The sequence below is a fragment of the Serratia sp. CY32780 genome, assembly GCF_052169135.1.
Lineage (GTDB): Bacteria > Pseudomonadota > Gammaproteobacteria > Enterobacterales > Enterobacteriaceae > Serratia > Serratia sarumanii.
This window is the reverse complement of record NZ_JBJNLI010000001.1, coordinates 2,174,051-2,197,959: the sequence shown is the minus strand read 5'-3', so window position 1 is coordinate 2,197,959 and position 23,909 is coordinate 2,174,051. Positions and strand designations below refer to the sequence as shown.

At 59.4% G+C, this 23,909-nt stretch carries 22 protein-coding genes; 16 read left to right on the top strand and 6 right to left on the bottom strand.

All coding sequences use genetic code 11. The features are described 5' to 3' along the window. Positions 1 to 8: 8 nt before the first annotated feature. Together ACJ8HH_RS10685 and ACJ8HH_RS10680 are read right to left on the bottom strand one after the other, a co-directional pair. A complete protein-coding gene (locus ACJ8HH_RS10685; RefSeq protein ID WP_060436442.1) occupies positions 9 to 2,348 on the bottom strand; it encodes a type VI secretion system Vgr family protein in 2,340 nt (779 codons plus the stop codon). A 512-nt stretch (positions 2,349 to 2,860) separates the two neighbouring features. Beyond that, a complete protein-coding gene (locus ACJ8HH_RS10680; RefSeq protein ID WP_033647799.1) occupies positions 2,861 to 3,793 on the bottom strand; it encodes a LysR family transcriptional regulator in 933 nt (310 codons plus the stop codon). Between the two features lie 97 nt (positions 3,794 to 3,890). On the opposite strand from ACJ8HH_RS10680, the gene pcp reads away from it, so the two are divergent. Continuing rightward, a complete protein-coding gene (pcp, locus tag ACJ8HH_RS10675) occupies positions 3,891 to 4,538 on the top strand; it encodes a pyroglutamyl-peptidase I (protein WP_033648133.1) in 648 nt (215 codons plus the stop codon). Between the two features lie 34 nt (positions 4,539 to 4,572). Here the strand turns inward: pcp and ACJ8HH_RS10670 are convergent, their stop codons facing one another. From ACJ8HH_RS10670 to ACJ8HH_RS10655, 4 genes are all read right to left on the bottom strand, one after another. Further along, entirely contained in the window at positions 4,573 to 5,607 is a 1,035-nt protein-coding gene (locus tag ACJ8HH_RS10670) for an NADP-dependent oxidoreductase (protein WP_033647798.1), read from the bottom strand. 85 nt (positions 5,608 to 5,692) lie between these two features. After that, positions 5,693 to 6,112, bottom strand: coding sequence for a universal stress protein UspC (gene uspC / locus ACJ8HH_RS10665; protein ID WP_033635011.1), 420 nt, complete (start codon positions 6,110 to 6,112; stop codon positions 5,693 to 5,695). Between the two features lie 197 nt (positions 6,113 to 6,309). Beyond that, positions 6,310 to 6,525, bottom strand: a complete 216-nt coding sequence (gene ydgT / locus ACJ8HH_RS10660) for a transcription modulator YdgT (RefSeq protein WP_033635010.1) — start codon at positions 6,523 to 6,525, stop codon at positions 6,310 to 6,312. A gap of 54 nt (positions 6,526 to 6,579) precedes the next feature. Then, the gene (locus ACJ8HH_RS10655; RefSeq protein WP_049211913.1) at positions 6,580 to 6,942 is read right to left on the bottom strand and encodes a hypothetical protein; all 363 of its coding nucleotides are present in this window, start codon (positions 6,940 to 6,942) and stop codon (positions 6,580 to 6,582) included. Positions 6,943 to 7,869: 927 nt separating this feature from the next. On the opposite strand from ACJ8HH_RS10655, the gene flhD reads away from it, so the two are divergent. From flhD to ACJ8HH_RS10580, 15 genes are all read left to right on the top strand, one after another. Further along, positions 7,870 to 8,220 (top strand): flagellar transcriptional regulator FlhD, encoded by a 351-nt coding sequence (gene flhD / locus ACJ8HH_RS10650; RefSeq protein ID WP_033647796.1) that lies wholly within the window; start codon positions 7,870 to 7,872, stop codon positions 8,218 to 8,220. Continuing rightward, positions 8,220 to 8,804, top strand: a complete 585-nt coding sequence (gene flhC / locus ACJ8HH_RS10645; RefSeq protein ID WP_016927281.1) for a flagellar transcriptional regulator FlhC — start codon at positions 8,220 to 8,222, stop codon at positions 8,802 to 8,804. The genes flhD and flhC overlap by 1 nt, the downstream gene beginning before the upstream one ends. Positions 8,805 to 8,948: 144 nt before the next feature. Continuing rightward, a complete protein-coding gene (gene motA / locus ACJ8HH_RS10640) occupies positions 8,949 to 9,839 on the top strand; it encodes a flagellar motor stator protein MotA (protein WP_015378266.1) in 891 nt (296 codons plus the stop codon). After that, complete coding sequence (gene motB, locus ACJ8HH_RS10635; protein WP_049234710.1) at positions 9,836 to 10,906, top strand: flagellar motor protein MotB; 1,071 nt, start codon at positions 9,836 to 9,838, stop codon at positions 10,904 to 10,906. Before motA ends, motB begins: the two co-directional genes overlap by 4 nt. Then, positions 10,903 to 12,918: a chemotaxis protein CheA gene (gene cheA, locus ACJ8HH_RS10630; protein ID WP_060451646.1), complete on the top strand. Its 2,016-nt coding sequence runs from the start codon at positions 10,903 to 10,905 to the stop codon at positions 12,916 to 12,918. Before motB ends, cheA begins: the two co-directional genes overlap by 4 nt. Positions 12,919 to 12,950: 32 nt before the next feature. Continuing rightward, on the top strand, positions 12,951 to 13,451 hold the full coding sequence (cheW, locus tag ACJ8HH_RS10625; protein ID WP_025303271.1) for a chemotaxis protein CheW: 501 nt from the start codon (positions 12,951 to 12,953) through the stop codon (positions 13,449 to 13,451). Positions 13,452 to 13,646: 195 nt separating this feature from the next. Further along, a complete protein-coding gene (gene tsr, locus ACJ8HH_RS10620) occupies positions 13,647 to 15,317 on the top strand; it encodes a methyl-accepting chemotaxis protein (protein WP_060451645.1) in 1,671 nt (556 codons plus the stop codon). A 76-nt stretch (positions 15,318 to 15,393) separates the two neighbouring features. Then, the gene (locus tag ACJ8HH_RS10615; protein WP_060451644.1) at positions 15,394 to 17,010 is read left to right on the top strand and encodes a methyl-accepting chemotaxis protein; all 1,617 of its coding nucleotides are present in this window, start codon (positions 15,394 to 15,396) and stop codon (positions 17,008 to 17,010) included. 37 nt (positions 17,011 to 17,047) lie between these two features. Beyond that, positions 17,048 to 17,920, top strand: a complete 873-nt coding sequence (gene cheR / locus ACJ8HH_RS10610; protein WP_025159837.1) for a protein-glutamate O-methyltransferase CheR — start codon at positions 17,048 to 17,050, stop codon at positions 17,918 to 17,920. Continuing rightward, complete coding sequence (locus tag ACJ8HH_RS10605) at positions 17,920 to 18,969, top strand: protein-glutamate methylesterase/protein-glutamine glutaminase (protein ID WP_033635003.1); 1,050 nt, start codon at positions 17,920 to 17,922, stop codon at positions 18,967 to 18,969. The genes cheR and ACJ8HH_RS10605 overlap by 1 nt, the downstream gene beginning before the upstream one ends. A 102-nt stretch (positions 18,970 to 19,071) precedes the next feature. Beyond that, positions 19,072 to 19,461, top strand: a complete 390-nt coding sequence (gene cheY / locus ACJ8HH_RS10600; protein ID WP_004934862.1) for a chemotaxis response regulator CheY — start codon at positions 19,072 to 19,074, stop codon at positions 19,459 to 19,461. A gap of 10 nt (positions 19,462 to 19,471) precedes the next feature. Continuing rightward, the gene (cheZ, locus tag ACJ8HH_RS10595; protein WP_004934858.1) at positions 19,472 to 20,116 is read left to right on the top strand and encodes a protein phosphatase CheZ; all 645 of its coding nucleotides are present in this window, start codon (positions 19,472 to 19,474) and stop codon (positions 20,114 to 20,116) included. Between the two features lie 165 nt (positions 20,117 to 20,281). Next, positions 20,282 to 21,433 (top strand): flagellar biosynthesis protein FlhB, encoded by a 1,152-nt coding sequence (gene flhB, locus ACJ8HH_RS10590; RefSeq protein WP_015378261.1) that lies wholly within the window; start codon positions 20,282 to 20,284, stop codon positions 21,431 to 21,433. Next, the gene (flhA, locus tag ACJ8HH_RS10585) at positions 21,426 to 23,504 is read left to right on the top strand and encodes a flagellar biosynthesis protein FlhA (RefSeq protein WP_033647789.1); all 2,079 of its coding nucleotides are present in this window, start codon (positions 21,426 to 21,428) and stop codon (positions 23,502 to 23,504) included. Before flhB ends, flhA begins: the two co-directional genes overlap by 8 nt. Further along, complete coding sequence (locus ACJ8HH_RS10580) at positions 23,504 to 23,908, top strand: flagellar protein FlhE (protein WP_033635000.1); 405 nt, start codon at positions 23,504 to 23,506, stop codon at positions 23,906 to 23,908. Before flhA ends, ACJ8HH_RS10580 begins: the two co-directional genes overlap by 1 nt. Position 23,909: the final 1 nt, after the last annotated feature.

The window sequence follows — 23,909 nt, the reverse complement described above, 5'->3', positions numbered from 1 at the left end:
GAGTCCCTTTATAAAAAGATCGCCAGCGCCTTGGTGCTCAACCGTAAGGCGCCGTTGGTCACCAGCGCGCCAAGCTGAGTGAACGTCATGGGATCGTTACTGAGCTTGAAATTGGTTTTGCTGATCGCCAGCGGATTGTGCGAGATATCCAGCATCGTGTGTTTCAGGCTGGCTCCTGTCAACGCAAGATTGGAGCCGTAGAAGGCGAAGTTGGCCCCGGTCGCCACCCATTTCCAACCGTGGCAGTTATCTTTCCAGCTCGGTGTCTGCACCGACACGCCGTCTGCGCTGGTGATGTTGATCGTTTTTGCTTTGATGGTCAGCGTGCCGGTGATCGTCGTGCTCTGATCGTTTTTGTAGGTCTCGGTGACATTCCCGGTGACGGTAGCGGTTTGGCCGCCGCCTTTAACCGTCAATTCCTGCCCGCCGGCGGTGATGGTGGTGTGCTGCCCGCCGGAGGTGATGTTGACCGTTTGCCCTTGCTTGATGGTGCTGGTTTGTTGCCCTTCGGTAATGTCGAGGGTCTGATTGCCCTTCACCGTGACGTGTTGGGTTTGCGTAATGTTTTGCGTCTGCGCGCCGTCAAGCTTGAAGGACTGATTGCCGGTGATGTCGATTTTATCGCCGCCGTCGAAAATCGTCAGGTCGCGGCCGCCTTTGATGTTCACCGTCTGGTGGGCGTTCAGGTTGGCGGTTTCCAGCCCATCGACGGTGGTGGTGCGTTTCGCTTTGTACAGGAACGTGGCGTCGCCGGTGACGGTGTCGTCCTGCTTGCGGCCGATGGTGGTGGTGCGGCTGCCGTCAATATTGACGTTCTTGTCGTTTTCCACCGTCATGTTCATGTTGCGTTCGGCGTGCATGTCGAAAGATTCGTTGCCGGGCGAGTCTTCTAGGAACAGGAAGCTGGCGTTGTCGGCGCCGCCGCCTTTGCTGCGGCTCATAAAGCCCATTTTGGTGGCGTCGCCGGGCAGATCCCACGGCGGCATGCTGTCTTCGTTGTAAACGCGGCCGGTGATGATAGGGCGATCCGGATCGCCGTTGATAAAGTCGACCACCACTTCTTCGCCCACGCGCGGGATCTGGATCCCGCCGTATTTCCAGCCGGCCCAGGCGCTGGAGACGCGCACCCAGCAGGAACTGGTTTCATTGCCGCTGCCGTGGCGATCCCAGCGGAATTTGAGTTTCACCCGGCCATATTTATCGGTCCAGATGCTTTCGCCTTCCGGCCCCACCACTTCGGCAGTTTGCGGGCCGTGGGTTTTCGGCCAGGGCGTGATGCGCGCCGGGCGCCAATTGATGTCCGCCGGAACGACCTGAAATTCGGTACGCTGCTCGCCGACGTCGTTATCATTGCTGGCGTAGCTGTTTTCCTGCATGAAGTAATGCGCGCTGACCACCAGGTAGGCGCGGTTGTCCTCCATACGCGGCGCCTGGATCAGTTGAAAACGGTAGCCGGGCGCAATGCCCTGCGAACTGCCTTCGCCGCTCATCTGCTCGTGCTGCGCTTCGAACTCCTGCTGGCGAACCTTGACGTAAAACTGGCCGTGGGCGTGATCGGTATAACGCCCGGGCCAGTCGAACACCTCGGCTTTGTCCTGCGCGAACGAGGCGGGATTCTGCCGCGCCTCCAGCAACCGCGCGCGCGGCTTGCGAAAATCGTAGTCATCCAGGCTATACAGGCTGGGCGTGATGGCGTCCGAAACGCTCCAGCTGTTGATGCTGTCTTTGTTTTCCACCAGGCCGCCTTCCGCGAGCTGATAGGGAATGCTGGCGTAGCCGGCGAGTTCCTGATGCGCCGACGGCGCGTCAGCCAGCACCAGCGTATGGCCGTCTTGCTGGTGCGTGAAATAGTAATAGATGCCTTCGTGCTCCATCAGGCGACTGATGAAATCGAAATCGCTCTCTTGGTACTGCACGCAGTACCCCCAGATGCGGTAGTCGTAACTCAGGCGATTATCGATTTTCACCTGATACTGCCCCAGCACCTGAGTCAGGATGTCGGGAACGGTCTTTTCCTGGTAGATGCGAAAATCGCGGTTTTGCGTCAGATACCACAGCGTGGGGCGCAGCACGGCGCGGTAGATATAGTAACGGTTGCCGCCTGCTTCCCGTCCGGAGAGAGTCATGCGCGTGATATTGCCGTTGAGATAGCGCGGCGCCAGCGGATTGCCCCGCAGCTCCAACGTGATTTTTTGTCCCAGCAGCGCTTTCAGATCGAGCCGATTGTCGGGGCTGAGCAGCTCGACGTCGAACTCGAACAATCCGGCCAGTTTTTCCTCACCGGAAAGGCTTCTGAACAACAGCTGATGGGAGGGCAAAGGCGTGTGCGCAATGATAAGGCGATCCATACTATTCCCCGCTTTAGGCATAGCTACCGCACGAGAATTGACGCGCGATCCCGATGGCGTATCTGTCACGAATGGAGACAGGAACTGACGAAAGATTTAACAAAGTTTACACAAAGGCACGATTTGTGCAGTCTACAATAGAGCTCTGCATTTGCAAAATAGCCTTGTGGATCAATGCTCAATTCGTTAACTTGCTCACGATCTTGGTTTTAATCATCTAAAACATATACATGCGAGCAGATCATTTTTTATCTCAAATTATTGGATAATTGGTAATACCAAAAAATAAATCTGTAACACTTAAGTCAACGTGTTTATAAAACAACTCTTTTTTTACGTAAAAAAAGTCACTGACTGTTTTTTATCCTTACCATTTGCCAGTTAAAGATGATCAAATATATAAATTTGGCGAATGTTAATTCGGATGATTCCTATTTGGCAGACCTCTCAGGGCCCACCGGCGAGCCCTGGAACATGCGTTCGAACGGTTGAAAATGCAGCGAATGCCGTCGTTAACGTAGGGAGGGGGCGAAGGAGAGTTGGCCTATCAGCTCACAGAGCCAGATTAACGCCGGGTCGCGTTGCGCCAGCCTGCCGGCGATCAGCTCAATGGGGAAAGGCGCGATGGCCAACTCGTCGGGCAGCGGGAGAATGCGTACGCGTTGCGGATCGGAAAAATGCCGGGCCGCGCTGGCGGCCAGGGTGGCGATCAGATCGCTGTCGGCGACCACAGCCGGCAGAGCGGCAATATGTGAAAAGGTTACGGCGACGCGCCGTTGACCGCCGATTTCCGCCAGGCGCCGGTCGACCAATCCCCTGGCAGAGCCGTCGTCTGCCGGTGCGTACAGCCCATGCGGCAGGCTGAGGTAGCGTGCCAGATCCCAGCGGCCATCCGCCAACTGTGGGTGTGAACGGCTGGCGATACACACCAGATGTTCTTCAAACAACGTGCGCACATAGTGGCTTTCCGCTCCGGAAAGGTGCCCTCCCAGCGCGATATCCACCTCGCCGCGATCCAGTTGCCGGTAAATATTGTGGCGATCCAGGCGCGAAACGCGAATATCGATGCCGGGTGCTGTCTGACGTAACCGACTGATGATAGCGGGCAGCAGCAGGATATCGGCATAGTCGCCGGCCGCCAGCGTAAAGCGCCGTTGCCCGGCGGTGGCCGGATCGAAACGGGCAGGGGGCGCCAACGCCAGATGGATCTGTTCAAGCACCTGCTGTATCTGCGGCATAAGCTGATGGGCGCGTGGCGTAGGCGCCATGCCGCCGCCGCTGCGAACAAACAGCGGATCGTTCAGCAGCGTGCGCAGCCGTGCCAAGGCATTGCTGACGGAGGGCTGGGCGCGGTTAAGACGCCGGCCTGCGGCGGTGACGTTGCGCGTCTGATATAACGCCTCGAACACCACCAGCAAGTTGAGATCGACGTTGGCCAAATTCATTTTATGAATACTCTATATACAGATAATCCATTTCCAGAATCATACTGCGTTCTCTAGGCTGGAAGTACACGAATTTAGCCTTCAATCAGGGGAAATGATGAACAAAGTCTTGATCACCGGCATTGAGCCGTTCGATGGCGATGCGGTGAATCCTTCCTGGCAGATTGCGCAGGCGTTGGCCGGTGAACATATTGCCGGCGCGGAGATCGCGGCGCTCGAGCTGCCTTGCGTGTTGGGCGAGGCCAATCAGCAATTGATCGCGGCGATTGAGGCGCTGCAGCCGCTGGCGGTGATTTGTCTGGGCCTGGCCGGCGGCCGGGCCGAGATATCGCTGGAACGGGTGGCCATCAATCTGATCGATGCCCGCATTCCCGACAATGCCGGTAAACAGCCGGTCGATATACCGGTGGTGGCCGGCGGGCCGGTGGGGTATTTCAGCACGTTGCCGGTCAAGGCCGCAGTGCAGCAGCTGCGCCGACAGGGGATCCCGGCGGCGGTCTCTTATACGGCAGGTACCTATAACTGCAACCATATTTTTTACGGTCTGCGGCACTATCTCGAGACGCAGCACGCGAGGGGCAGGGGCGGATTCGTGCATGTCCCGTACAGCCATGCACTGGCGGCGGCGCATCCGGGCAAGCCGAGTATGGCGCTGGCGACGATGGTGGAAGCGGTGCGCACTATTGTGCAGGTGACGCTGACGGTCGAGGAAGATGTGCGATTCGGCGACGGCGCCATACATTAACAGCAGGGCGTGGTGTACCACGCCCTGTTACCGGTTACTCGTCGGCGACGCGGATCACCAGCTTGCCGAAGTTCTTGCCCTGCAGCAGGCCGATAAACGCCTGCGGCGCCTGCTCCAGCCCGTCGACGATGTCCTCGCGGAACTTGATTTTCCCCTCCTCGACCCAACTGCTCATTTGTTGCAAGAACTCGTCAAAGCGTGAGCCGTAGTCGTCGAAGATGATAAAGCCCTGCATACGGATGCGTTTGCGCAGGATCAGCCCCTCCAGCAGCGGCAAGCGGTCCGGCCCCGCAGGCAACCCGGTGGCATTGTAATGGGCGATGATGCCGCACACCGGAATGCGCGCTTTGGTGTTCAACAGCGGCAGTACGGCGTCGAACACCGCCCCGCCGACGTTTTCGTAATAGATGTCGATGCCTTTAGGGCAGGCGGCCGCCAGCTGTTCGGCAAAGTCAGGGGCGCGGTGATCGATGCAGGCGTCGAAACCCAACTCTTCCACCACATAGCGGCATTTTTCCGCCCCTCCGGCGACGCCGACGACGCGACAGCCTTTCAGCTTACCGATTTGGCCGACCACCGAGCCGACCGCACCGCTGGCGGCGGCCACCACCAGCGTTTCTCCCGCCTGCGGTTGGCCGATGTCGAGCAGCCCCATGTAAGCGGTAAATCCCGGCATGCCCAGCACGCCCAGCAGGCGGGAAGGCTGCGGCAGGTGCGGGCCGAGGTTGCGCAGGCCGCTGCCGTCAGACAGGGCGTAATCCTGCCAGCCGTCATAACCCAACACCCAATCGCCGACGTTGAAATCGGGATGCTGTGAAGCCGCTACGCGCGATACCGTGCCGCCCACCATCACCTGACCGATCTCCACCGGCGGCGCGTAGGAGGGGGCATCGCTCATGCGCCCGCGCATATAAGGATCCAGCGACAGATAAACGGTGCGCAGCACCAGCTGTCCGGCGCCGGGCTGCGGTGCGGGGACGGTATCGAGACGGAAGTTGGCCGCCGTCGGTTCACCGTGCGGACGCGAGGCCAGCAGGAAGCGGCGGTTCTGTTGAGAAGAAGGGGACATCGAAAGCTCCTTTGCGTTGCGACAAACAAGATGCGTTAAGCCTAGTCCAGGGGCGGCAAGGCAACGTTACCGAATGTGCTTAGCCTTAGAGCGGAACGATCAGCACGTCGATATGGCTGATATTGATAAAGCGGGCGGCGGAACAGGAGACCTTATTCATCATGCCGTCGCGATGATTGCCGCAGATCAGCAGGTCGAACGGCTGACGGCGGCTGGCGTATTCCAGGCTGTCACCCAGCTCGCCGTGCACGATCAGCGCATCGGCGATCGGGTAACCGGCGCGTTGACGCAGTTCCTCCATAAACAGCCGGGTTTCCTCCTCCATCAACGAGCGCAAATCCCCCAGCATCGGCCCGGCGAAATTATTGTACATTTCCGGGTTGGCGAGGGTGCTTAACAAGGTGATGCTGCCGCCGTAAGGGCGGACGATGGAGACGGCTTTTTCCACCAGGCGGTGGCTGTCAGGGGCAACGGCGACGGTGACCAGAACGTTTTGATACCCCATATCCCACTCCTTGTTGTATCCATCGCATTTTAGGCTGCCGCATCGGCGGCCTTGGCGGAGGTACTGCGTTGGATAAAGGGTAGAGCCTGGCGGGGGGAATAAATGTGTTTCGCATCACGCGCGGCAATAAAAGCCGAATTTACCCCGGTTATATAGCAATAAAAGATAAAACCGTTGCCGCACGTAATTTCACTGAATTAAAGCACCTGCGCCCACAGCGTTTTCGGCACCTTGCCCAGATCGAACAATTTACCGGCAACCAGCTCGGCGCGACGGTGGTCGGCGGCGCGGTACATGTTGCTCATTTCTTTATCATTTTCAATGGAGTAGTTCAGTTTGTCGTACACCTTCTCCAGGCTGTCCAAAGAGGAGCATTTACGGAATGTCAGCAGATATTCGAGCGTATCGGTCATGATTAAAATATAGCCTGTTAATAGTTAAAGCCGGGTGAATAACACATCGGCGGCTCACGGCGACGCCGTCGAGGCAGCGATGTACGACCTGACAAAAATCATTTCAAGTAGATAAATTGCACCGGGTAATGATGTCACGCCGCACGTAGCGGCGCTTTGATAAATCATAATATGCCAGTGCGCCGTCAGCAATCTCATCCTGCTGATAAACGGATAAATAGGGAAAGTCTCAGGGCGGTTGACGGCCGACGCGTCGTCGTTCTTGCCGTGCACAAGCTCGCGGCGCCGCGCCAGGCCATCTTTTGCGGTGATTTTTTCACCGTCCGTGGTGCCGCTGCGGCATTGGGCGGTGTTTGTCGTCGTCACTTGCGCTGAAAAGCCGTTTTTCTCGATGGGGAAATATGAAGAGTAAAACAAAACTGCGTTTTATTTTATGACAATGACGTGATGAAAACGTAAGCCATGTAAATAATCTCTGGGGGAGAGAGAATTATCACGGCGACAGAAAAAGAAATAAAGGCATTAAAGTTTTATGGATTGCTGCCGATATATCGTTTTGGGGAACTCTAATGTAGAAAAAGCATTCTTGCATTGCGCTAATACGGAAACATATCGTTACGTCTGTTAGCTTGTTCACTACGCCAGCGAATCATTGATAAGCCATAATCACCTGATGTGGAAAATTAGAACAGCTTCAGGCTGAGGGCTTAAGTCAAATCCGATAGCCAATAGCCTTATAGTTTACACGTGTTATTTTTCAGCTTGGATATTTTTTAGTAACTCAAATGGTTATTTATACTGAGTTTGTTGCCTATATACAGATTTTTGTTCTGTTATTTTGGTTTGGTGATGCTTTTGTTCGAATTGATCTAAAAAAGATAATTTTTTGGCGGATAAACATTGTTTTTAAGACGTTTTTTTACCTGTGGCTGTTTTGTGAACAAAATGGCGGTCAATAAGTGAGCGTATTTGGGTGTATTTGGCTTAATTATTTTTTATTTTTGTGATCTATGTCACATTGTATTTAAAATTGCCTCTCACTTACATTGTGTGTGCTAATGGTTCGGGGGTAGAGTTGCGCTGCTTTAGGAATAATCTTATTAAATTTGTAAAAATAGTTTCATGGTGACTAAACACTATCGAAGCAGAATGCTGTACATCCATACACATTGGTTTACGCTCGTAGCAAATACTGAACAGTGGTCAAATTTAGCGATTGTTGAAAATTATAGCAGTCGTTTTTGAGAGATTAATTTGCCAGCTTTGGGAAACAACCCAGGTCACGGGCGATAAAATTTATCACCCAGCGTATGTTTTTAAACATAGTCTGTCGGGATGGGGAATATGGGTACGTCTGAATTACTTAAGCATATTTATGACATCAATCTGTCATATTTACTTTTAGCACAGCGTTTGATCAACGATGAAAAAGCGTCCGCGATGTTCCGTCTTGGTATTGATGAAGCCATGGCCGATGCGCTGGCGCAGCTGACTTTGCCGCAAATGGTGAAACTGGCCGAGACCAACCAGCTGGTTTGCCACTTCCGCTTTAACGAAAGCCAGACCATCGAACGCCTGACCAAAGAGTCGCGCGTCGACGATCTGCAACAAATCCATACCGGCATTTTGCTATCAAGCCATTTACTGCAAGAGCTATCGAGTAAAGACGCTAGCCCGACGAAGAAAAGAGCCTGATGATGGTTGAGAAAAGTATCGTTCAAGAAGCCAAGGACATTCAGCTCGCCATGGAGCTGATTTCGCTGGGAGCCCGATTGCAGATGCTGGAGAGCGAAACCCAGCTCAGCCGCGGGCGCTTGATTAAACTTTACAAGGAGTTACGCGGCAGCCCGCCGCCAAAAGGAATGTTACCGTTCTCAACCGACTGGTTTATGACCTGGGAACAAAATATTCACTCGTCGATGTTTTACAACGCCTACCTGTTTCTGATGAAAAGCGGGCAGTGCAGCGGAGTGGAGGCGGTGATCAAAGCCTATCGCCTCTACCTGGAGCAGTGTCCTCAGCAGGCCGGCGAGGCGCCGTTGCTGGCGCTGACCCGTGCCTGGACGCTGGTGCGTTTCGTCGACAGCGGCATGCTGCAGCTCTCTGCCTGCAGCTGCTGCGGCGGCGCATTTATTACCCACGCGCACCAGCCGCTGAACGGTTTCATCTGCAGTTTATGCCAACCCCCATCCCGCGCCGTAAAAAGACGTAAACTTTCGCCGCAACTGGCCGATATTATTCCTCAACTGCTGGACGAGCAGGTCAAACGCGCCATTTGAGCCGCCACATTGCCGGCTCTCGGCAATGAATACCGACGTGTGATACGCAGGGGCGGCATGCCGCCCCCAGACACGCAGCCTGGTCTGTGCGCCAGGGCGCGTTTGCCCCACCTTCCATCCACATTGTTAATTTAAGGAATGCGTGTGCTAGTTATTTTGGGTTATCTGGTGGTATTGGGTGCGGTGTTTGGCGGCTACCTGATCGTGGGCGGTCACCTCGGTGCGTTGTATCAGCCGGCGGAATTTCTGATTATCGGCGGGGCGGGGGTCGGCGCTTTCATCGTCGGCAACAACGGCAAGGCAATCAAAGCCACGCTGCGCGCGCTGCCGCGGCTGATGCGCCGTTCCAAATACAACAAAGATCTGTACATGGATCTGATGGCGCTGCTGTTCCGCCTGCTGGCCAAATCGCGCCAGCAGGGCATGCTGTCGCTCGAGTTCGATATCGATAATCCGCAAGAAAGTGAAATTTTTTCTAATTATCCGCGCATCCTTGCCGATAACACCCTGGTGGAGTTCATTACCGACTATTTACGGCTGATGGTGAGCGGCAATATGAATGCGTTCGAGATCGAAGCGCTGATGGACGAAGAGATCGAAACCTACGAGCAGGAAAGCGAAGTGCCCGCCGGCAGCCTGGCGATGGTGGGCGACTCCTTGCCGGCGTTCGGTATCGTCGCGGCGGTGATGGGGGTGGTGCACGCCCTGGCTTCGGCCGATCGGCCGGCCGCGGAACTGGGCGCGCTGATCGCCAACGCCATGGTCGGTACTTTCCTCGGCATTCTGCTGGCCTACGGCTTCATCTCGCCGCTGGCCACATTGCTGCGCCAGAAGAGCGCCGAAAACGTCAAGATGATGCAGTGCATCAAGGTCACGCTGCTGTCGAGCCTGAACGGCTACGCGCCGCAGATCGCCGTCGAGTTTGGCCGCAAAACGCTGTATACCACCGAACGTCCTTCTTTCGTTGAGCTGGAAGAACACGTGCGCCGCGTGAAAGCGCCGGCGCAGCAGGCGACGGAAGAAGAAGAAGCATGAAACAGAATCATCCGGTCGTTCTGGTCAGAAAGCGCAAGTCACATCATGCCGCCCATCACGGCGGCTCCTGGAAGATCGCCTATGCCGACTTTATGACGGCGATGATGGCGTTCTTCCTGGTGATGTGGCTGCTGGCGATCGCCAGCCCGCAGGAGCTGACGCAAATCGCCGAATATTTCCGCACGCCGCTCAAGGTGGCCCTGACCAGCGGCGACAAGAGCAGCTCCGAAAGCAGCCCGATCCCGGGCGGCGGCGACGATCCTACGCAGCAGCACGGCCTGGTGAGAAAGCAGGTCGACTCGCCGGACAAGCGCGCCGAAGAGCTGCGCCTGAACAAGCTGCGCGAAAAGCTGGATGAGTTGATTGAGTCCGATCCGCGCCTGAAGGCGCTGCGCCCGCATCTGCTGATCAACATGATGGACGAGGGGCTGCGCATACAGATTATCGATAGCCAAAACCGGCCGATGTTCAAAACCGGCAGCGCGCAGGTCGAGAGCTACATGCGCGATATTCTGCGGGCGATAGCGCCGATCCTCAACGATTTGCCGAATAAGATCAGCCTGTCCGGCCACACCGATGATATCCCTTACGCCAGCGGCGAGCGTGGCTACAGCAACTGGGAACTGTCGGCCGATCGCGCCAACGCCTCCCGGCGCGAGCTGATCGCCGGCGGCCTGGCGGAAGGCAAGGTGCTGCGGGTGGTGGGCATGGCGGCCACCATGAGCCTGAAACAGCACGGCGCCGATGACGCGATTAACCGTCGCATCACCGTGCTGGTGCTGAATAAGCAAACGCAAGAAGGCATCGAACATGAAAATGCCGAAAGCAACGCGATGGATATCGCCCAGCCGGACAGCCTGAAACAGCTGGCGCCGTCGGCGACTGCACCGGCCAGCCAAACGCCGGAGCCCTCGGCGGCAGCCCCGGAGCCGGCGGCGTCAACGCCAGCGCCGAGCGTCCCAGCGCAGGTATCCCCGGCGATAGCCCCGGCCGATCAGGCGCCGGAACAACCGGCGGCCGCACCCGCACCGACTAACCGCGACTCACAGCCAGAGGTGACCCCGTGAGCATGGACATTAGCGATTTTTATCAGACCTTCTTTGATGAGGCGGACGAGTTGCTGGCCGACATGGAGCAACATCTGCTGGAGCTGGATCCGCTGGCCCCCGATATCGAGCCGTTGAACGCCATCTTCCGCGCGGCGCACTCGATCAAGGGCGGCGCGGCGACCTTTGGCTTTTCGGTGCTGCAGGAAACCACCCACCTGCTGGAGAACCTGCTGGACGGTGCAAGACGCCAGGAAATGAGCCTGAGCACCGAGATTATCAACCTGTTTCTGGAAACCAAAGACATTATGCAGGAGCAACTGGACGCCTATAAAACCTCGCAACAGCCTGACGCCGAAAGCTTTGAATACATTTGCCAGGCGCTGCGCCAGCTGGCGTTGGAAGCGCAACAGCAGCAGGCGGCGCCCGCGGCTCAACCGGCCGTTCAGCAGCCTGTCGTGAAGCCGACGGCCGCGCCGGCGGCGATCGAAGGCGGCATGCGCATCAGCCTGAACGGGCTGAAAGCCAGTGAAATCCCCTTGATGTTGGAAGAGCTGGGCAACCTCGGTGAGGTTAAAGACCCTCATCAGACGGAACACAGTCTGGACGTGACGTTGCTCACCTCCGCCAGCGAAGACGACATCAGCGCCGTGCTGTGCTTCGTGCTGGAACCGGAACAAATCAGCTTCTCGACGCCGACGCCGAGCGAACCGGCCGTCGCAGAAGCTAGCTTACCGGCAGCGGTCGCCGTGCCGGAACCTGCGCCGGTCGCCAGCGCCGCGCCGCCTGCCGCCAAACCGGCCGCCGCAGCGGCGGAAGCGCCGAAAGCGCGCGCCAAGGCGAGCGAGTCCACCAGCATTCGCGTGGCGGTGGAAAAGGTGGATCAGCTGATCAACCTGGTGGGCGAGCTGGTGATCACCCAGTCGATGCTGGCGCAGCGCTCCGGCACGCTCGATCCGGTCAACCACGGCGATCTGCTGAACAGCATGAGCCAGCTGGAGCGTAACGCGCGCGATCTGCAGGAGTCGGTGATGTCGATCCGCATGATGCCGATGGAATACGTCTTCAGCCGCTACCCGCGCCTGGTGCGCGATCTGGCCGGCAAGCTGAACAAGCAGGTGGAGCTGACGCTGCAGGGCAGCTCGACCGAACTGGACAAGAGCCTGATCGAACGCATCATCGATCCGTTGACGCACCTGGTGCGCAACAGCCTCGATCACGGTATCGAAGAGCCGGCCACCCGCATCGCCGCCGGCAAATCGGCGGTGGGCAATCTGGTGCTGTCGGCCGAACATCAGGGCGGCAACATCTGTATTGAAGTCATCGACGACGGCGCCGGCCTGAACCGCGAAAAAATTCTCGCCAAGGCCGCGTCGCAAGGGCTGGCGGTGAGCGACAGCATGAGCGACGAAGAAGTCGGCATGCTGATCTTCGCGCCGGGCTTCTCCACCGCCGAGCAGGTGACCGACGTTTCCGGCCGCGGTGTCGGCATGGACGTGGTGAAACGGAACATTCAGGAAATGGGCGGCCACGTCGAGATCCGTTCGCAGGCCGGCAAAGGCACCACCATCCGCATCCTGCTGCCGCTGACGCTGGCGATCCTCGACGGCATGTCGGTCAAGGTGAACGACGAAGTCTTTATCCTGCCGCTGAACGCGGTGATGGAGTCGCTGCAGCCGCAGGCGGAAGACTTGCACCCGCTGGCCGGGGGCGAACGCGTGCTGCAGGTGCGCGGCGAATACCTGCCGCTGGTGGAACTGTATCGGGTATTTGAAGTGGACGGCGCCAAAACCGACGCCACGCAGGGCATCGTCGTTATCCTGCAAAGCGCCGGCCGCCGCTATGCGTTGCTGGTGGATCAACTGATCGGCCAGCATCAGGTGGTGGTGAAGAATCTGGAAAGCAACTACCGCAAAGTGCCGGGCATCTCCGCCGCGACCATTTTGGGCGACGGCAGCGTGGCCTTGATCGTCGATGTCTCGGCGTTGCAAACCTTGAACCGTGAAAAGCGTCTGACGGACGCCGCCGCATAATAATGAGTTTATTGATTTAAAAGGTGAATGATATGGCAGGATTGGCAGCCGTCAGCAAATTGGCTGGCGAAACGGTAGGGCAAGAGTTTCTGATTTTCACCCTGGGCAATGAGGAGTACGGCATCGATATCCTCAAGGTGCAGGAAATTCGCGGCTACGATCAGGTGACCCGCATCGCCAACACGCCGGCGTTCATCAAGGGTGTCACCAACCTGCGCGGCGTGATTGTCCCGATCATCGATCTGCGGGTGAAATTCTCGCAGCAAAGCGTGTCTTACGATGAAAACACCGTGGTGATCGTGCTGAACTTTGGCCAGCGCGTGGTGGGCATCGTGGTCGACGGCGTTTCCGACGTGCTGTCGCTGACCGCCGAGCAGATCCGCCCGGCGCCGGAGTTCGCGGTGACGCTGGCGACCGAATACCTCACCGGTCTCGGTTCGCTGGGCGAGCGCATGCTGATCCTGGTGGATATCGAAAAGCTGTTGAGCAGCGAAGAGATGTCGCTGGTCGACAGCGTGGCGAAAAGCGTCTGATTCATGACGCCAGGGGGCAGGGTGCTGCCCCCTTCATCCATCACTCTTCCTGACCTGTCGCGGCGCCGCAGACCGCGCCCGGAACCCCCACTAAAAATAGTTACTTTCCCGCATAAAGTTTTGCCGCACGGCGCCGATAACTCTCTCATTCAACGTCATCAGAGCCTGTCTGCGCGGGCTTCAACAAGGGAAATCATGTTAAATCGTATGAAGGTGGTCACCAGCCTGTTGCTGGTGTTGGTGCTGTTTGGCGCCTTGCAGTTGATTTCGGGCGGACTCTTTTTCTCCTCGCTCAAGAATGATAAAGAGAACTTTGCCGTACTGCAGACGATTCGTCAGCAGCAGTCTGAACTGAACGAAAGCTGGGTCAACCTGCTGCAGACTCGTAATACCCTGAACCGAGCGGGTATTCGTTACATGATGGATACCAACAAAATCGGCAGCGGTGCCAGCGTCACCGATCTGTTGACTTCGGCGAAGAGCATGCTGACGGTTGCGGAACAGCATTACGCCGCCTATGAAAAAATTCCTCTCGATCCGCGTCAGGACGCGCAGTCCGCGGAAAAGCTCAAGCAACAGTATGACATCTTGCACGGTGCTTTGACCGAACTGATTCAGCTGTTGGGCGAAGGCAAAATCAATGCCTTCTTCGATCAACCGACACAAAGCTATCAGGACGGCTTCGAGCAGATCTATAACACCTACCTGGCACAAAACGACAAGCTGTACCAAGGCGCGGTAGAAGACAGCAACAAGTCGTTCTCCTCGGCCATTTGGACGCTGGTGATCGTGTTGCTGGTCGTGTTGGCCGTGATCGTGCTCGTTTGGACCGGCATCCATCATATCCTGGTGCGCCCGCTGAACCGCATGATTGATCACATCAAACAGATCGCCGCCGGCGACCTGACTCAGCAGATCGTGGTCACCAGCCGCAACGAAATGGGCGTGCTGGCGGCCAGCCTGAAACACATGCAAAGCGAACTGATCGAAACCGTCAGCGGCGTGCGTCAGGGCGCGGACGCCATCTACAGCGGCGCGTCGGAAATCGCCGCGGGCAACAACGATCTCTCCTCCCGCACCGAGCAGCAGGCCGCTTCGCTGGAAGAGACCGCCGCCAGCATGGAACAGCTGACCGCCACGGTGAAACAGAACGCCGAAAACGCCCGTCAGGCTTCACAGCTGGCGCTGAGCGCCTCCGAAACCGCGCAGAAAGGCGGCAAGGTGGTGGCCAACGTGGTGCAGACCATGCACGACATCGCCGGCAGCTCGCAGAAAATCGCCGATATCACCGGCGTGATCGACGGCATCGCCTTCCAGACCAACATCCTGGCGTTGAACGCCGCGGTGGAAGCGGCGCGCGCCGGCGAGCAGGGCCGCGGCTTCGCGGTGGTGGCCGGTGAAGTGCGCAACCTGGCGCAGCGCAGCGCGCAGGCGGCCAAAGAGATCAAGGGCCTGATCGAAGACTCGGTCAGCCGCGTCGATATGGGTTCCGTGCTGGTGGAAAGCGCCGGCGAAACCATGGGCGACATCGTCAATGCCGTTACCCGCGTGACCGACATCATGGGTGAAATCGCCTCGGCTTCTGACGAGCAGAGCCGCGGTATCGATCAGGTTGGCCAGGCGGTAGCGGAAATGGACCGCGTGACCCAGCAGAACGCCTCGTTGGTAGAAGAATCCGCCTCGGCGGCGGCGGCGCTGGAAGAACAGGCCAGCATGCTGACCCAATCGGTGGCGGTATTCCGCCTGAGGGCGGAAGGCCAGGAAGAGTTTAAAGCGCCTGCCACCAGCAAGGCGACGGTAACACCGGTAATCAATCATAAGAAAATGAACGCCAGCGATCTGCAGGATAACTGGGAAACGTTCTGACCGGTATCGGGCCTCTCTCGCAGCGGCCCTTTTCCCTACGTAGGCCGGTCGCCGGCCGGCTGCAAGGAGGTTCACAGTGTTTAACCGAATCCGTATCTCTACCAGCTTGTTCCTGTTGTTGATGACCTTCTGCGTTCTGCAGTTGGCCAGCAGCGGCCTGTCGTATTCCGCGTTTCGCTCCGATAACCACAACCTCGACATCATCACCCTCGGCAGCCAGCAGCGCGATTCGCTCAGCCTGAGCTGGGTGTCGCTGTTGCAGGCGCGCAATACGCTGAACCGCGCCGGCACCCGCGCGGCGCTGAAGCTGCCGCAGGAGCAGGTGAACGAATTGATGAGCAGCGCCCGCAGTTCGCTGCAGAAGGCCGAGCTCTATTTCAATCAGTTCATGGCGGTTGAGCGCAGCAGTGAGCAACAGAGTCAGCAGACGGCAACCACCAAGGCCAGCTACGAGCGGCTGCGCGGCGCGCTGCGTGAGCTGATCGGCTTCCTGGAGAAAGGGGAGCTGCAGGCGTTTATGGACCAGCCGACGCAGAAAACCCAGGACCTTTTCGAAGCCGACTTCGTGCAGTACCTGCAGTTGGTCAACGGCGACATCAGCGAAGCCAGAGACGCCAACCAGTTCTCCTTCACGCTGGCGGGCCTGATGCTGGCGGGGGCGGTCTTGATGCTGATCGTGGTGACCGGCAGCGCCATGTGGTGGTTGCGTACCATGCTGGTGCAGCCGCTGAACCAGATCCGCAGCCACTTTGAACGCATCGCCGCCGGCGATTTGGCGACGCCGATTCAGGTGTATGGCCGCAATGAAATCAGCATGCTGTTCGCCAGCCTGCAACGCACGCAGCAGTCGCTGATCGGCACCGTCGGCGCGGTGCGCGACGGGGCGGAGTCGATTCTGATCGGCCTGCAGGAGATCGCCGAAGGCAATAACGATCTCTCTTCCCGCACCGAGCAGCAGGCCGCTTCGCTGGAAGAGACCGCTGCCAGCATGGAACAGCTGACTGCCACGGTGAAACAGAACGCCGACAATGCGCGGCAGGCCTCTCAGCTGGCGCGCGACGCCTCGGCCACCGCGGCCAAGGGCGGCGAACTGGCCGGCGACGTGGTGACCACCATGCACGATATCGCCAACAGTTCGCAGAAAATCGGCGCCATCACCAGCGTGATTGACGGCATCGCTTTCCAGACCAACATTCTGGCGCTCAATGCGGCGGTGGAAGCGGCGCGCGCCGGTGAACAGGGGCGCGGTTTTGCCGTGGTCGCCGGCGAAGTGCGCAACCTGGCGAGCCGCAGCGCGCAGGCGGCGAAAGAGATCAAGGGGCTGATCGATGAATCGGTCAGCCGCGTTAAACACGGCTCGGTGCTGGTGGAAAACTCCGGCGCCACCATGCAGGACATCGTGCGTTCGGTGACCCGCGTGACCGACATCATGGGCGAGATCGCGTCGGCTTCGGATGAACAGAGCCGCGGCATCGAGCAGGTGACGCAGGCGGTGACCCAGATGGATCAGGTCACCCAGCAGAACGCCGCGCTGGTGGAAGAGTCCGCTTCTGCCGCCACCGCGCTGGAAGAGCAGGCTATTACCCTGGCCGATGCGGTCGCGGTATTCCGTCTGGCGGACGATAACTTCGTCGCGCCAGGTAACAGCAGCAACGCAGTTTCACCCGTGGTAAAGGAAGCCCAAGATTGTTAAACCGCATAAGCAGCACGCTTTTCCCCGGTGAGGTGGCATGAAACAGGCGCCGTCAACTTCTAACCGGGATACTGCGTCGATGTTGACGCAAATGGTGCAGCGCCTGCCGCTGTCGGACGTGCATTTTCGCCGTATCAGCCAGTTGATTTATCAACGCGCCGGCATCGTGCTGGCGGAGCATAAGCGCGAGATGGTTTACAACCGCTTGGTGCGCCGTTTGCGGCTGTTGGGATTGCACGATTTCGGCGACTACCTGGCGCTGCTGGAAAGCGATCCGAACAGCGCGGAGTGGCAGGCGTTTATCAACGCGCTGACCACCAACCTGACGGCCTTTTTCCGCGAGGCGCATCACTTCCCGATCCTGGCGGAACACGCGCGCTCGCGGCCGAACGGCTACAGCGTCTGGAGCACCGCGGCCTCGACCGGCGAAGAGCCGTATTCGATCGCCATCACGCTGAGCGATGCATTGGGCCAGCGGGCCGGCAGTTGCCAGGTCTGGGCCAGCGACATCGATACGCAGGTGCTGGAAAAAGCGGAAGCGGGCGTTTACCGCCAGGAAGATCTGCGCACCCTGACGCCGACCCAAATGCAGCGCTATTTTCTGCGCGGCACCGGGCCGCATCAGGGGCTGGTGCGCGTGCGGCCGGAGCTGGCGGCGCGGGTGAACTTTCAGCCGCTGAACCTGCTGGCGCCGGAGTGGGCGCTGCCGGGGCAATTCGACGCCATTTTTTGCCGCAACGTCATGATCTATTTCGATAAGGCGACGCAGGAGCGCATCCTGCGCCGCTTCGTTCCCTTGCTTAAGCCGGGGGGGCTGATGTTTGCCGGCCACTCCGAGAATTTCAGCCAGATCAGCCGGGATTTCTACTTGCGTGGGCAGACCGTGTATGGGCTGACCAAGGAGAGGTAATGAGTAAAATCAGAGTGTTATGCGTAGACGATTCGGCATTGATGCGCCAGCTGATGACGGAAATCGTGAACGGCCACGCCGACATGGAGATGGTGGCGACCGCGCCGGATCCGCTGGTGGCGCGCGATCTGATCAAAAAATTTAATCCCCAGGTGCTGACGCTGGACGTCGAGATGCCGCGCATGGACGGGCTGGATTTCCTCGAGAAGCTGATGCGCCTGCGGCCGATGCCGGTGGTGATGGTCTCTTCGCTGACCGGCAAAGGCTCGGAAATCACGCTGCGCGCGCTGGAGCTGGGTGCGGTGGACTTCGTGACCAAACCGCAGCTCGGCATTCGCGAAGGCATGTTGGCCTACAGCGAGCTGATTGCCGAGAAGATCCGCACCGCCGCCAGGGCGCGCCTGCCGCAGCGTTCCAACAGCCCGGCGCCGGCGATCCTCAGCCACGCGCCGCTGCTGAGCAGTGAAAAACTGATCGCCATCGGCGCTTCCACCGGCGGCACCGAAGCGATCCGCCAGGTGCTGCAGCCGCTGCCTGCCACCAGTCCGGCGCTGCTGATCACCCAGCACATGCCGCCCGGTTTCACCCGTTCGTTCGCCGAGCGGCTGAACAAGCTGTGCCAGATCACGGTGAAAGAAGCGGAGGACGGCGAGCGCGTGCTGCCGGGCCATGCCTACATCGCACCGGGGGATCGCCACTTGGAACTGGCGCGCAGCGGCGCCAACTATCAGGTGAAGCTGCATGACGGCCCGGCGGTTAACCGCCATCGTCCGTCGGTCGACGTGCTGTTCCGCTCGGTGGCGCAATATGCCGGCCGCAATGCGGTGGGCGTGATCCTCACCGGCATGGGCAACGACGGGGCGGCGGGGATGCTGGAGATGCACCGCGCCGGGGCCTATACCCTGGCGCAAAACGAGGCGAGCTGTGTGGTGTTCGGCATGCCGCGCGAGGCGATCGCCGGCGGCGGCGTCAGCGAAGTGGTCGAGCTGGACAGGATGAGCCAGCGCATGTTGGCGCAGATCGCCGGCGGCCAGGCATTGCGCATTTGATTTTAGTCCGCAGGGTCTACTCGGCGGCGATATGACCCAGGTTCGCCGCGCGGCGGCCTGCGGTTTTGCATCATTAAACGGTTAACTATTTCAGGAGTAACAATGGCAGACAAGAACCTCAGATTTCTGGTTGTGGACGACTTTTCCACCATGCGTCGCATCGTCAGAAATCTGCTCAAAGAGCTGGGCTTCAACAACGTCGAAGAAGCTGAAGACGGCGCGGATGCGCTGAACAAGCTGCGCGCCGGCGGTTTCGACTTCGTGGTGTCCGACTGGAACATGCCGAACATGGACGGGCTGGAGCTGCTGCAAACCATCCGCGCCGATAGCGCGCTGGCCGCGATGCCGGTATTGATGGTGACGGCGGAAGCCAAGAAAGAAAATATCATCGCGGCGGCGCAGGCCGGCGCCAGCGGTTATGTAGTGAAACCATTTACGGCGGCGACGCTGGAAGAAAAGCTCAACAAGATTTTTGAAAAATTGGGCATGTAAGGAGAGGGCGATGAGAGACATTCCAATGCCTGCCAGCGATGCAGCGACCGCGGGAGAGATCATTTCCCGCATCGGCCAACTGACCCGAATGCTGCGCGACAGCATGCGCGAACTGGGGCTCGATCAGGCGATCGCCCAGGCGGCAGAGGCGATCCCGGATGCGCGCGACCGTCTTGACTATGTCGTAACCATGACGGCGCAGGCGGCGGAACGGGCGTTGAACTGCGTGGAGGCGGCGCAACCGCGCCAGGCGGAGCTGGAATCCGGCGCGAACGCGTTGAAGGGGCGCTGGGACGAGTGGTTCGCCAATCCTATCGAACTGGACGACGCGCGTTCTCTGGTCAACGACACGCGCCAGTATCTGGATCAGGTGCCGGGCCATACGGCCTTCACCAACGCCCAGCTGCTGGAGATCATGATGGCGCAGGACTTCCAGGATCTGACCGGTCAGGTGATCAAGCGCATGATGGACGTGGTGCAGGAGATCGAAAAGCAGCTGCTGATGGTGCTGATGGAAAACATGCCGGAGCAGCCGGTGAAGGAAAAACGGCCGAACGACAGCCTGCTGAACGGCCCACAGCTCGATCAGAACGGCGTCGGCGTGATCGCCAACCAGGCGCAGGTCGACGATCTGCTCGACAGCCTCGGTTTCTGAGGCTTATCGGGGCGCGCAGCGGCGCGCCCCGACAACATTCCGCGCAGTTTTCGTCTCATCCCCTAAATAACCCGCCTTTTCCCCCGTTGTTCCGTCAATGACATCGCCAATTTTTTGGCATGCTGACCGCCATTCTTTACCCTCCCGACACAGGAACGGCGTTTCGTGGCTGAAGACAGCGATCTGGAAAAAAGCGAGGCCCCCACGCCCCATAGGCTGGAGAAGGCGCGTGAAGACGGCCAGATCCCGCGTTCCCGCGAACTGACCTCGGTACTGATGCTGCTCTCGGGCCTGGCGATCATCCTGATGTCCGGCAGCAACATGGCGCAACAGCTGGCGGCGATGCTCACGCAGGGCTTGAACTTCGACCACGGCATGGTCAGCAACGATAAACAGATGCTGCGCCAGCTGGGCATGTTGCTGCGCCAGGCGGTGCTGGCGCTGTTGCCAATCATGGCGGGGCTGGTGCTGGTGGCGCTCGCCGCGCCGATGCTGTTGGGGGGCATCCTGTTCAGCGGCAAGTCGATCAAGTTCGACTTGAAACGGCTGAACCCGTTGTCCGGGTTGAAGCGCATCTTTTCCAGCCAGGTGCTGGCCGAGCTGCTGAAAGGGATCCTGAAAGCGACGCTGGTCGGCTGGGTGACCGGTCTTTATCTGTGGCACAACTGGGCGGCGATGCTGCATCTGATGACCCAGCAGCCGCTCGACGCGCTGGGCAATGCGCTGCAGATGATTCTGTTCTGCGGTTTTCTGGTGGTGCTGGGATTGACGCCGATGGTGGCGTTCGACGTGTTCTACCAGCTGTGGAGCCACTTCAAAAAGCTGAAGATGACCAAGCAGGATATTCGCGACGAATTCAAGGATCAGGAAGGGGATCCGCACGTCAAGGGGCGCATTCGTCAGCAGCAGCGGGCGATCGCCCGGCGCCGCATGATGGCCGATGTGCCCAAGGCGGACGTGATCGTCACCAACCCGACGCACTACGCCGTCGCGTTGCAGTACAACGATAAAAAAATGAGTGCGCCGAAAGTGCTGGCCAAGGGCGCCGGTGAAATCGCCTTGCGCATCCGCGAGCTCGGCGCGGAACACCGCATCCCGATGCTGGAAGCGCCGCCGCTGGCGCGTGCGCTATATCGACACAGCGAGATTGGGCAACATATTCCGGCCACCCTGTATGCCGCGGTCGCCGAAGTGCTGGCCTGGGTGTACCAACTGCGCCGCTGGCGGCGCGAGGGCGGCCTGATCCCGAAAAAACCTGAACGTTTACCGGTGCCGGAAGCACTGGATTTTGCAAAAGAGAGTGACTCTGATGGCTAATTTGGCCTCCCTGCTTCGTTTGCCGGGCAATTTTAAAGATACGCAGTGGCAGGTGTTGGCCGGCCCGGTGTTGATCCTGCTGATCCTGTCGATGATGGTGCTGCCGTTGCCGGCGTTTATCCTCGACCTGCTGTTTACCTTCAACATCGCGCTGTCGATCATGGTGCTGCTGGTGGCGATGTTCACCCAGCGCACGCTCGAATTCGCCGCCTTCCCGACCATTCTGCTGTTCTCCACGCTGCTGCGTTTGTCGCTCAACGTCGCGTCGACGCGCATCATCCTGCTGGAAGGGCACACCGGTTCCGCCGCCGCCGGCCGTGTGGTGGAGGCCTTCGGCCACTTCCTGGTGGGCGGCAACTTCGCCATCGGTATCGTGGTGTTCATCATCCTGGTGTTGATCAACTTTATGGTGATCACCAAGGGGGCGGGGCGTATCGCCGAAGTGGGCGCGCGCTTCGTGCTGGACGGCATGCCGGGTAAGCAGATGGCGATCGACGCAGACCTGAACGCCGGGTTGATCGGCGAGGACGAAGCGAAGAAACGCCGCGCCGAAGTCACCCAGGAGGCCGATTTCTACGGCTCGATGGACGGCGCCAGTAAATTCGTGCGCGGCGACGCCATCGCCGGCCTGATGATCATGGTGCTGAACGTGGTCGGCGGCCTGTTGGTCGGCGTGGTGCAACACGGCATGGAGCTGGGGGCGGCGGCGGAAAGCTATACGCTGCTGACCATCGGCGACGGCCTGGTGGCGCAGATCCCGGCGCTGGTGATCTCCACCGCCGCCGGCGTTATCGTCACCCGCGTCGCGACCGATCAGGACGTCGGCGAGCAGATGGTGGGCCAGCTGTTCAACAATCCGCGCGTGATGCTGTTGAGCGCCGGGGTGCTCGGGCTGTTGGGCCTGGTGCCGGGCATGCCGAACCTGGTGTTCCTGCTGTTTACCGCCGCTTTGCTGGGCTTGGCCTGGTGGCTGCGCGGCCGTGAACAACAGGCGCCGAGAGCGGTTGAAGAGCCAGTGGTGCCGGACAACCCGCAGGCCGCCGAAGCCAGCTGGGCCGACGTGCAGTTGGAAGATCCGCTGGGGATGGAAGTAGGCTATCGGCTGATTCCGATGGTCGATTTTCAACAGAACGGCGAGCTGCTGGGGCGTATCCGCGGGATCCGCAAGAAATTCGCGCAGGACATGGGTTATCTGCCGCCGGTGGTACACATTCGCGACAACCTGGAACTGCCGCCTGCCAGCTACCGCATCCTGATGAAAGGCGTCGAAATCGGCAGCGGTGAAGCGCAGCCGGGCCGCTGGCTGGCGATCAACCCCGGCAATGCCGTGGGCGAGCTGGCGGGAGACAAAACCGTCGATCCGGCCTTTGGGCTCGAGGCGGTGTGGATCGACAGTGCCTTGCGCGAGCAGGCGCAGATCCAGGGCTTTACCGTGGTGGAAGCCAGCACCGTGGTGGCGACACACCTCAATCACCTGATCGGCCAGTTCGCCAGCGAGCTGTTTGGCCGCCAGGAAACCCAACAGTTGCTGGATCGCGTGTCGCAGGAGATGCCGAAGCTGACCGAAGACTTCGTGCCGGGCGTGGTATCACTGACCACGCTGCACAAGGTGCTGCAAAACCTGCTGGCCGAGCGCGTCTCTATCCGCGATATGCGCACCATTGTCGAAACGTTGGCGGAGCACGCTCCGGCGCAGAGCGATCCTTATGAACTGACCACCGTGGTGCGGGTGGCGCTGGGCCGGGCGATCACGCAGCAGTGGTTCCCGGGCAACGGCGAGATTCAGGTCATCGGTCTGGATACCCAACTGGAGCGTCTGTTGCTGCAGGCGTTGCAGGGCGGCGGCGGTCTGGAGCCGGGGCTGGCCGATCGCCTGCTGGAGCAGGCGCGCCAGGCGCTGCAGCGGCAAGAGATGCTCAGCGCGCCGCCGGTGCTGTTGGTTAACCATGCGCTGCGGCCTTTACTGGCGCGCTTCCTGCGTCGCAGCCTGCCGCAGCTCGTGGTGCTGTCCAACCTCGAGATCAACGACGATCGCCAGATTCGCATGACCTCGACCATCGGAGCCGCTTGATGAAACGCTGTCTGTTCGTGCTGTGTTTGCTGGCCCCGTTGACTGCCGGCGCGGTGTCCGGCTCTTGGGTGGCCGAAGGGGCGGGCGTGACGTTGGAACAGGGCGGCATGCGCGATGAGTCCGCCGGTTTGCGGCCGCCGAACGCGCTGCCGGACGCCAATGCGCGCATCACCCGCGTCAGCTGGCGCTACCGTTTGCTGGGGCCGGAGCCGGCCGGGCTGCAGGCCCAGCTCTGCACGGTAAACCGTTGCATTCCGCTCGGCGGCGGCAGCGGCAGCAGCAACGGTTTGCAGGGCGAACCGGCCAATGCGGAATTGCGCTTTGTCTATTACGTGCAGTCGCAAGGCGGGCTGAACCCGCCGCTGCGGGTGATTGGCAATCAGGTGATCGTCAATTATCAGTAGG